At 56.9% G+C, this 9,917-nt stretch carries 5 protein-coding genes; 3 read left to right on the top strand and 2 right to left on the bottom strand.

Going from position 1 to position 9,917, the window contains the following annotated elements; translation table 11 throughout:
• The first annotated feature begins 662 nt into the window (after positions 1-662).
• From RSSM_RS04020 to RSSM_RS04030, 3 genes are all read left to right on the top strand, one after another.
• Positions 663-4,193: a DUF1553 domain-containing protein gene (locus RSSM_RS04020; protein WP_236620922.1), complete on the top strand. Its 3,531-nt coding sequence runs from the start codon at positions 663-665 to the stop codon at positions 4,191-4,193.
• Complete coding sequence (locus tag RSSM_RS04025; RefSeq protein WP_008674813.1) at positions 4,190-5,731, top strand: DUF1501 domain-containing protein; 1,542 nt, start codon at positions 4,190-4,192, stop codon at positions 5,729-5,731. The genes RSSM_RS04020 and RSSM_RS04025 overlap by 4 nt, the downstream gene beginning before the upstream one ends.
• A 167-nt stretch (positions 5,732-5,898) precedes the next feature.
• Positions 5,899-6,288 carry an anthrone oxygenase family protein gene (locus RSSM_RS04030; RefSeq protein ID WP_008674814.1) on the top strand — a complete coding sequence of 130 codons (390 nt, stop codon included), beginning with the start codon at positions 5,899-5,901 and terminating at the stop codon, positions 6,286-6,288.
• Between the two features lie 527 nt (positions 6,289-6,815).
• Here RSSM_RS04030 and RSSM_RS04040 read toward each other — a convergent pair.
• Positions 6,816-7,745 carry a hypothetical protein gene (locus tag RSSM_RS04040; RefSeq protein ID WP_008674815.1) on the bottom strand — a complete coding sequence of 310 codons (930 nt, stop codon included), beginning with the start codon at positions 7,743-7,745 and terminating at the stop codon, positions 6,816-6,818.
• A 256-nt stretch (positions 7,746-8,001) separates the two neighbouring features.
• Positions 8,002-9,917, bottom strand: a 1,916-nt coding sequence (gene glgB, locus RSSM_RS04045; protein WP_044301005.1) for a 1,4-alpha-glucan branching protein GlgB, incomplete at its 5' end; no start/stop codon positions are given.

The raw sequence follows: 9,917 nt of genomic DNA on the forward strand, positions 1-9,917 counted from the left end.
CCCGAGGCCTCACGGCCATTCGGCTCACCCAAGTAGCTCGGTCTTTCCAAGACCGAGACCACAAGCATGCCCCACTCGCCAACGTCACAAGTGAGCCGAAGTGCGTAAGCACTCGGGTATCGGGCATATTCGGTCCCAAAAATCGATCGACGTTCCAACCCGAGGCCTTACGGCCATTCGGCTCACCCAAGTAGCTCGGTCTTTCCAAGACCGAGACCACACGGGATCGAACCTAACCTTTCCCACCACGATAACACCCCGGACTTCCTAGGTCCGAGGCCCAAGGAACCGCCCCGCGACCGCACGTGGGCAATTCCCTCACACCGGCACCTTAAAAATTTCCATTTTTTTCCGACACGTCTGACGCGATACACCGTGCGAATATTGATCGGTACTTGTACTGATTTTGCAAGTGACAACGTTGCGACTCACTGTGAACGAGTGAAGAGATCGAACGCTTGCACGACGCAACCGATGTGAGAGGCTACAGTTGCGCGTAGTCTATAGCCAATCGTGTGTTTTTCTGCCGTGGTGGTGTGCCTGTCCCTTTGCGGGGCAACCGGTTTACGTTTCCACATTTTCGATCGTCAGGTACAATGGAAATCCCGCCTGGCGACGTTTCTGTCGCAAACCACTTGCCTATGCAATCGATGGACTCGAACATGGTACCACGATGTCGTGCGACTCTTCGCATGCTCTTCTTACTCAGCGTGATGGGGTTTGGTCTCGAAGTACATGCTGACGATGGGCCGCCTTCGTTTCAAAACGACATTCGTCCGCTGTTGTCGGACCATTGTTTCTCGTGTCACGGTCCTGACGAAAACAAGCGTGAATCCGGTGTGCGTCTCGACACGGCCGATGGGGTTTCCTCGGTAGTCGATCTGGACGCGTGGGAGGAAAGTCTGCTCGTTGAACGGATCCGCACGGACGATCCCGACATGATTATGCCCCCGCCGCACTACCACAAACCGCTCGACGAAGAATCCAAAGCGTTGCTTGAAGCGTGGATTCGATCCGGAGCCGAGGTACAAGCTCACTGGTCGTTTATCCCGCCGGTCAAACACGAAGTGAACGATGCGGCCGCGAAAGCATCACGTGATCGAATCGATTATTGGATCGAGAAAGGCTTGGACGAGCGGTCGCTCTCGCCGAACGGACCGGCGGACCGGACCACGTTGGCTCGGCGGGTAGCGTTGGATCTGACCGGATTGCCACCGACATGGGACCAGGTGCAAGCGTTCGTTCATGACTCATCGCCTGACGCATACGAAAACTACGTCGACGCATTGATCGCAACACCGGCGTACGGCGAACACATGGCGAGGTACTGGCTGGACTTGGTTCGCTACGGGGACACCCATGGTTTGCACCTAGACAACTATCGCGAGATGTGGCCATATCGCGATTGGGTGATCGACTCGTTCAATCAGAACAAACCGATGGACGAGTTTATCACCGAACAACTCGCCGGAGACCTGCTGCCGGATGCGACCCTTGCTCAAAAAATCGCGTCCGGCTTCAACCGCCTCAACGTGACCACTAACGAGGGCGGTTCGATTTACGACGAGGTCTTTTCTCGAAACGTGATCGACCGGACTGACGCGTTCGGGACAGTGTTCTTGGGGCTGACGACGGGATGCGCGGTCTGCCATGACCACAAGTTTGATCCGATCTCACAGAAAGACTTTTTCGCGTTGTCGGCGTTCTTCAATTCGCTCGACGGCAGAGCGATGGATGGGAACGTCAAGGATCACGCACCGGTGGTTCGCGTTCCTAGCGAAGAGGACAAACAGAAGCTCAAAGAGATTGATGCGGAACTCGCCATCGTCGACGAACAACTCGAAGGAACTTTGCCAGAAGTCGACGAGGCCGAGAAACAATGGCGTGCATCATTAACACACACACCGAGCGACGTGCATGCCAACATCGCGGTACGCTCTGCGGAGTCCGAATCGGATACCGAAGTCTCCGTCATTGATGAGTCGGTCGTGCACCTGGGCGAGAAAGTCGCCGCCAAAGACACGATCACCATTGAAGCCGAACTGCCCGCCGGACGATGGCAGATGATCGAACTTTCCGCGTTGACCGACGAGGAACACGAACGCGTCGGGACGGCGGTGAACGGGAACGCGGTTTTGACGGAGATCGTTCTGAAATCGCGACCGCACGACGGAGAAGAATGGACACCGATCCAAATCGTTTCCGGCGTTGCCAGCCGTCAACAAGCGGGCGACATGTTCGCGGTCGAACGTGCCTTCGACGGCAAATTCGACACGATCAACGGATGGGCGGTCGGCGGTCACGAGAGCAAAGGCGACCGGTCGGCCTGGTTCCAACTAGCATCCGCGATCGAATCGACCGAAGCCAAACCAACGAACCTGAAAATCGAATTGCACTATCAATCAGTTCATGTGGCTCATGCGTTGAGGGATGTTCGCTTCACGGCGTATGAGTCGACCGAAGCAATTCCCGCGTCTCAGAAAATCAAACTGGCCAAAGCTCACGTGGTTGGGCCGATTCCAGTTGAAAAACCTTGGTACGCCTACCAAAACGACGTCGCTGGCGAGAGCAAAGATGCATTCGATGCAGACGCCGTCTTGCCTGACGAAGAGCCCGAGTTGAAATGGCAGCAATCCGAAATGCTGACGGTGGTCACCAATCAACTTCCTCAACCTGAGGACGGTGTGTCCGCGATGGTGATCCACCAAAGCGTGCATTCGCCTGCGGACAGCACCGTGGATCTGATGATCGGCAGCGACGACGGCTATGTCGTTTATCTCAACGGAAAGAAAGTCGGAGAGAATCGAGGCAAGCGGGAACTCGCACCTCTGTCAAACTCACACGAGCTGAAACTACGAAAAGGTGACAACCATCTGTTTATCAAACACGTTCACCACCAAGGCAACGCGGGTTTGACCTACGCGTTCGCGTCACGAAGGGTGGAACTATCCGAGCAGGTGCGGAAGCGGATTGCCTCGATTGATCCCGGCGCGAAGGATGTGGATCTGAAAGACGCTCAATCCGTTCGTCGGTTCTTCCGCAACGTCTACTGTGACTCGCCGCAATGGATGGCGATGCAGGACATGAAGAACGGACTTGAGAAACTGCGGAAAGAGACGCAGAACAAAATCCCAACCACGTTGGTTTGGAAAGAGACCGCGCAGCCGCGCAAAGCACACATCTTGTTGCGGGGCCAATACGACTCGCCGGGCGATGAAGTCGAACGTGGTGTGCCGTCGTTTCTGCCGGAGATCGGGACCGACGAAACTCCCGATCGATTGGATTTGGCAAAGTGGTTGACCGCGGACGACAACCCGTTGACCGCTCGGGTTGCGGTGAACCGTTTCTGGCAACAAATCTTTGGCACCGGGTTGGTGAAAACGAGCGAAGATTTTGGCAGCCAGGGAACGCCTCCATCGCACCCGGAATTGCTCGACGAGTTGGCGATCGACTTTCGCGAAAGCGGATGGGATGTCAAATCCCTGATGAAACGTCTCGTCATGACCGACGCTTATCAACGCGACGCGAAGACGACGCGGGAGATGCTGGCTGCGGATCCGAACAACCGGTTTCTCGCACGCGGGCCGCGATTCCGACTCGACGCAGAGGTGCTGCGTGACCAGATCCTGTCTGTTTCGGGGTTGTTAGTGCAGAAACTCGGCGGGCCGAGCGTGAAGCCTCCTCAACCTGCGGGGCTGTGGGCCGCGGTGGGTTACACGGACTCGAACACCGCGACCTTTGTGGCCGATGAAGGCGACAAAGTTTATCGCCGCAGCGTTTATACGTTTTGGAAACGCACGAGTGCTCCAGCGGTGATGGCGACGTTTGACGCGCCGAGCCGCGAATCCTGTACGGCTCGACGTGAGCGAACAAACACGCCGCTGCAGGCATTGCTGTTGCTGAACGAACCGCAGACTCTCGAAGCATCGATGAAGCTCGGGCGAGAAACGATCGAATCGGACGGCGGCGATCCAGACGCCAAAATGCGTGAGTTGTTCGAGCGAGTCGTCTTGCGATCACCGATGCAGAACGAACTCAACGCGTTGACCACATTGCTCGAAGATTTGACGAACTATTACAGCAACGATCCTGATCAAGCCTCCGCGTTGACGGGCGAGTCGGACGCTCGTTTGGCAGCGTGGTCCGTGGTTGCCAACACACTCTTGAATACTGACGAGGTGGTTTCGAAATGAGTCATTTATCTGATCAACGCATCGCAGAAATATTGGCGGCCTCGGACGCGCAGTCGCGGTTATCGCACTTAACACGTCGCTCGCTGTTCTCGCGTTCCGCCGCGGGACTCGGGGCAGCCGCGTTGGCTTCGCTCGAGGGAAACCGGGCGATGGGTGCAGACGTGGCATCGGTTACGTCCAATGAGCAACCGCCCGTGGCGGGCAGCGCCGCGTTCGGTGGGCGTCCCGATTTGCCACATCATCCGCCAGCAGCGAAACGGGCCATCTACTTGTTCATGTCCGGCGCACCCAGCCAAATGGACATGTGGGATCACAAACCGGCGATGGCGGAATGGTTCGATAAAGATCTGCCCGAATCGATTCGCCAGGGCCAACGACTCACCACGATGACCAGCGGCCAGGCTCGGTTCCCGATCGCGCCGAGCATCTACCAGTTCGCTCCACACGGAAAGAACGGCACGATGGCGAGTGAGTTGATCCCGCACATGGCCGGCAAAGTCGACGAGATCGCGTTGGTCAAATCGATGTACACCGAAGCGATCAACCATGATCCGGCGATCACCTACATTTGCACAGGGAATCAGTTGCCCGGCAAAGCGTCGCTCGGTGCGTGGTTGAGTTATGGCCTGGGGACCGAAAACGCGGACCTGCCCGCGTTCGTCGTCATGACGGCCTCGTGGACCGGACGAAAACAGGCACAGGCACTATATAACCGGTTGTGGGGCAGCGGTTTCCTGCCGAGCCGTTATCAAGGCGTTGCCCTTCGCAGCAGTGGCGACCCAGTGTTGTATCTCTCGAACCCATCGGGCATCGATTCGCGAGTCCGTCGACGGATGCTCGATACGTTGGCGGATTTGAATGAGGAGACGCTCCGCCGGATTGGTGATCCGGAAACCGATGCACGAATCGCTCAGTACGAAATGGCGTTCCGGATGCAAACGAGTGTGCCGGAATTGACGGACCTAAGCGACGAGCCGCAACATGTTTTGGATCTGTACGGTCCCGATGTGCTGAAACCGGGGACCTACGCGAACTGTTGCTTGATGGCACGCCGGATGGCCGAACGCGGCGTTCGGTTCACGCAGATTTTCCATCGTGGATGGGACCAACACGGCGCGTTGCCGAAGGATTTACCGAATCAGTGTCGTGATACCGATCAACCCTCGGCAGGCTTGCTGACCGATTTGAAGCAGCGTGGCTTGCTAGACGACACACTCGTTGTCTGGGGTGGCGAATTCGGCCGAACGATCTATTGCCAAGGCAAATTGACGAAAACGGATTACGGACGTGATCACCATCCGAAGTGCTTCACGGTCTGGATGGCGGGAGCGGGAATGAAACAAGGAATCGTTCACGGCGAAACGGATGAGTTCAGCTACAACATCGTGAAAGACCCGGTTCACATTCGCGACCTCAACGCGACGATCCTCGATCAACTCGGGATCGACCACCAAAGGTTCACGTACCCGTTCCAAGGGCTCGACCAGAAACTGACCGGCGTCGAAGAAAGCCGCGTAGTTCGAGAACTGCTGGCCTGATACACGTGGTTGTATCAGCAGGTGGTGTGGTCGATGATGTCTGCGTTCGTTTTCCGATCGACAGAGCCTCTATTAACATCACATCCACATGTTTTTCGTCGCAGTTGCCACGACCGTTGGCGCCGGATTGGTAACGGGATTGCTGTTCGCGTTTTTCAAATTTTGTCATGCGTGCGTTGGCGGACATCCCGGGTCCACAGGGCATGCTGGCAATGCAGCGGATCAATCTGCGGATCATCAATCCTTTGTTCGTGCTGCTGTTTCTCGGCACGCCAGTGTGCTGCTTGGTGCTCGCGTTTGTCGCGATACAAAGTTTGGATTCGCCGGGCAGTCTTACAACGTTGTTGGGGGCGGCCTGCTATCTGATCGGGCCCTTCGGCATCACGATGCTGAAGAACGTCCCGCTGAACAATCGACTCGCCGCGGCGGAGTTATCCGATACCGATACGGTTTGGGCCGACTATCAGATTCGTTGGCAGCGGTGGAACCACATTCGAACATGGATCGGCATCGTGTCGATGGCGTTGCTCGCGGCAGGAATGCAGAGGTTCGGTTGAGTCGTTATCCGAATACCTGAGATTTCAGTAATGATGTCGCTGAGTTCCGGGACGTCTGAATTCTATCGCATCCAACTATGGGAAATGTCCCCGCCAAATCGGCATCTGCCCAGGGTCGCGAAACTCGCCAAGAGTTTCGGCAGGCCCCCGCGAAGCACTGAAAGTCTTGGCAGCCTGTTGATTCAATGGGAGACCCTGAGGGTAGCGATGGTTACTAGCCCGACGCGCGAGCGAGGGTTTGATGCATTCGTTTAACGGGCAGCCAAAGGCGACCTACTTGCTACTGCACGTCGCCTACGGCTACCGGTTAAACGAAAACAGGTTGATTCTTGATTAAATCGGCAGCCCGGCGAGCGAGGGGTTGGGTGTGATCCCTTGCTTGCGCTGCGGGCTGGTAAATCGACAGGCCGCTGAGAGCTTCGGCAGGGCCGTGCGGAGCGCCGAAAGTCGTGGCGACTATCGCTACGGAGTTCACTCAGGTTTTGGGTGATCAATTTTTGGCCGCGATACGTGACGTTCTCGGGCTGCTACGCGTCTTTGGGTTTCTCGTAGAATTTGCTGAGATCGAACTCTTGGCGTTGTTCCTGTTCCATCAACTTGATGCGAGATTCGAGGCGTTCGATTCGGCGCAGCATCGCGGGAATGGTGTCGCGATCGGTTTCTTGTTTGACCGGACGGGGCACCGGTGGGTAGCCGAGGTGCCGCTGCATGGCGCCAAACAAGTACACCGGGTCTTTGCGGCGGTTCGCTAGCGCGATGCGGCCTTCTTTTTCGCCGAACAGGAAGGGTCCTTTGTCGTCGAGTTCGACTTTCTCTTCGATCAACCGCCGCTCGTATTCTTCACTGGCGAGGAAGAGGATGTCCGCCATATCGACGAGTCCCACGTTCGCTCTGAGTTCGAGCAACCATTTTGCCCACGCGGCGTCATAGACCGGGTCGTTGCTCATCGCGGTAAGCCCCGCGTCATAACCGAGCCGATTGCGTGAGATCGCTTCGAACTGGAAAAAGAAAAAGCCACTTCGGGCTCTCTGGATCATCGTGTCGGGCGTCATCGGTTTGCCGCCACGGGAGGCGGTAGCGAACGATTCGCCGAGATTGCCGCTCGCATCGATCGATTCGAGCGAAGCGGTGTAGTCGGCTCGCAACTTTGCGTCGGCCTGCAACACCTGGAGAGCGACGTGGATCGTGAAGCGTCCGGTTTCTCGTTCCGATTCACGGATCAGGAACGTTTGGACGGGAGCGAAGTAATGTGACAGACGCATCATCGCGTCACCCATCAACCCCGAGTGCCGCAGTTCGGTGAGCATGAAATCGATCGCCATCGGTAACCGCGTCGTGGCGAGCAGTTCATGGCGGAGTTGGCCGAGCAGTTCTTGCATCGGCGTCTGCTCGGCGATGCGTTCACGCAGAAGGTCGAAGAGGTAAGCCTGTTCGACGTATTCGGCGTTATCGAGCATGAACGAAATTCTCAAAGAGCGGAGGATAGCGCCGGTGAGTCAGCAAACTCGCGTGAGACTTGCGTCACAATCGTCGCGGTCCGTGTGATACGCCGGACGGTGAATGGTTGAACCGAATTACTCGGCCGTCCATTCACAACGTCGAGTTATACCACCTTCCGGCCAGTCGGACACGCCGCCTCCACGGGAGGGCGATGAAGGCGGGCGGTCCGAAGGTGATGCGGGTGGACAGCGTCTTGCTGCCCCCGCGGCAAAACTACTGCTCCAAACGCAGGATCGTCGTTCCCAGTGGTGGCAGCGTGACCGCGATGCTGTCCGGACGACCGTGGTGTCCGATTCCTCGCGAATGAGCACCGGGATAGTTGCCAACGTTGCTGCCGCCGTAGGCCTCACTATCGCTGTTGAAGACTTCTTTCCAGAAGCCTGCTTCCGGCACACCGATCGGATAGTTTTCACGAACGACCGGTGTGAAGTTGCTGCAGATCAACATCGGTGCCGTGCCAGGCATTCCCTTACGGAGATAAACCAGCGTGCTGTCTTGGGCGTTTTGGCAATCGATCCACTCAAAACCTTCGGGGCCAAAGTCATAGTGGTGCAGTGCGGCGTTGTCGACGACCAACTTGTTCAAATCGGAGACGAGTTGTTGTACGCCACGATGGGTGTCGAAGTCGAGCAACATCCACTGCGGGCCGTCGTCCTCATTCCACTCGTTCCACTGAGCCAATTCACCTCCCATGAACAGCAACTTCTTACCCGGGTGCGTCCACATGTAAGTGTAGAGCAACCGAAGGTTCGCAAACTTCTGCCACATGTCGCCGGGCATTTGGCTGATCAGCGATCCCTTGCCGTGGACCACTTCGTCATGCGAGAGCGGCAGCATGAAGTTTTCGGTGAACGCGTAGATCAGGCTGAACGTGAGTTCGTTTTGGTGGTATTGCCGGTGAATCGGCTCGTTCCGCATATAACGCAACGTGTCGTTCATCCAACCCATGTTCCACTTGTACGTGAATCCAAGGCCGCCTTCGCTGGTCGGTTTCGAAACACCCGGCCATGCCGTTGACTCCTCGGCGGCGGTGACCACGCCGGGGTAGTTCTCATGCACGGCGTCGTTGAATTCCCGAAGGAAGTCGATCGACTCGAGATTCTCGCGACCGCCATATCGGTTCGGAATCCACTCGCCATCTTCGCGGCTGTAATCGAGGTACAGCATCGATGCGACCGCGTCGACGCGGAGGCCATCGATGTGATATTTATCGAGCCAGAACAGAGCGTTCGCAATCAGGAAGTTCTTCACTTCGTTGCGGCCAAAGTTGAAGATCATCGTTCCCCAATCGGGATGCTCGCCCTGACGCGGGTCGGCATGTTCGTACAACGCCGAACCGTCGAATCGACGCAGGCCGTGATCGTCTTTCGGGAAGTGCGCGGGCACCCAATCGATCAAAACGCCGATGCCGTTTTGGTGCAAGTGATCGACGAAGAACATGAAGTCTTCCGGATTACCATGCCGGCTGGTCGGTGCAAAGTATCCGACGCTTTGGTATCCCCATGAGCCGGTGAAGGGGTGTTCGCTGATCGGCATCAACTCGACGTGAGTGAAATTCATCCGGTGGCAGTAGTCGGACAAACGACGGGCGAGGTCACGGTAGTCCAACCATCCGTGCGTGCGACCGGGTCCTTTTTGCCAACTGCCGAGATGGACTTCGTAGACGTTCATCGGCGCGTGCATCGGATCGAACTCGGCACGTTCCTGCAGCCAACTTTCGTCGTTCCATGCGTACGAGTTGATGTCCGAAATGATGTTCGCGGTCAACGGTGGCAGTTCGGATGCGAACGCGAGCGGATCGCACTTGTCCATCCACTGACCGTGCTCGCTGAGGATCCGGAACTTGTATCGTTGTCCCGATTTAGCGCTCGGGATGAACAGTTCCCAGATGCCGAGGTTAGGCAATTGGCGAGCACCGTGTTGCCGTCCGTCCCAACCGTTGAAGTCACCGACGACCTGCACCGCACGAGCATTGGGCGCCCACACGGCGAAGTTGACTCCTTCGACGCCATTGACAGTGCGTAGTTGGGCACCGAGTCGTTCATAGAGGCCGTGGTGCCGGCCTTCACCGATCAGGTAACGATCGAAATCAGAAAGCAAACTCGGGGTCGCGTAGGGGTCGGTCGTTT

Origin of the sequence: Aporhodopirellula sallentina SM41, assembly GCF_000346505.1 — a bacterium.
In the GTDB taxonomy this organism is placed as follows: Bacteria; Planctomycetota; Planctomycetia; order Pirellulales; family Pirellulaceae; genus Rhodopirellula; species Rhodopirellula sallentina.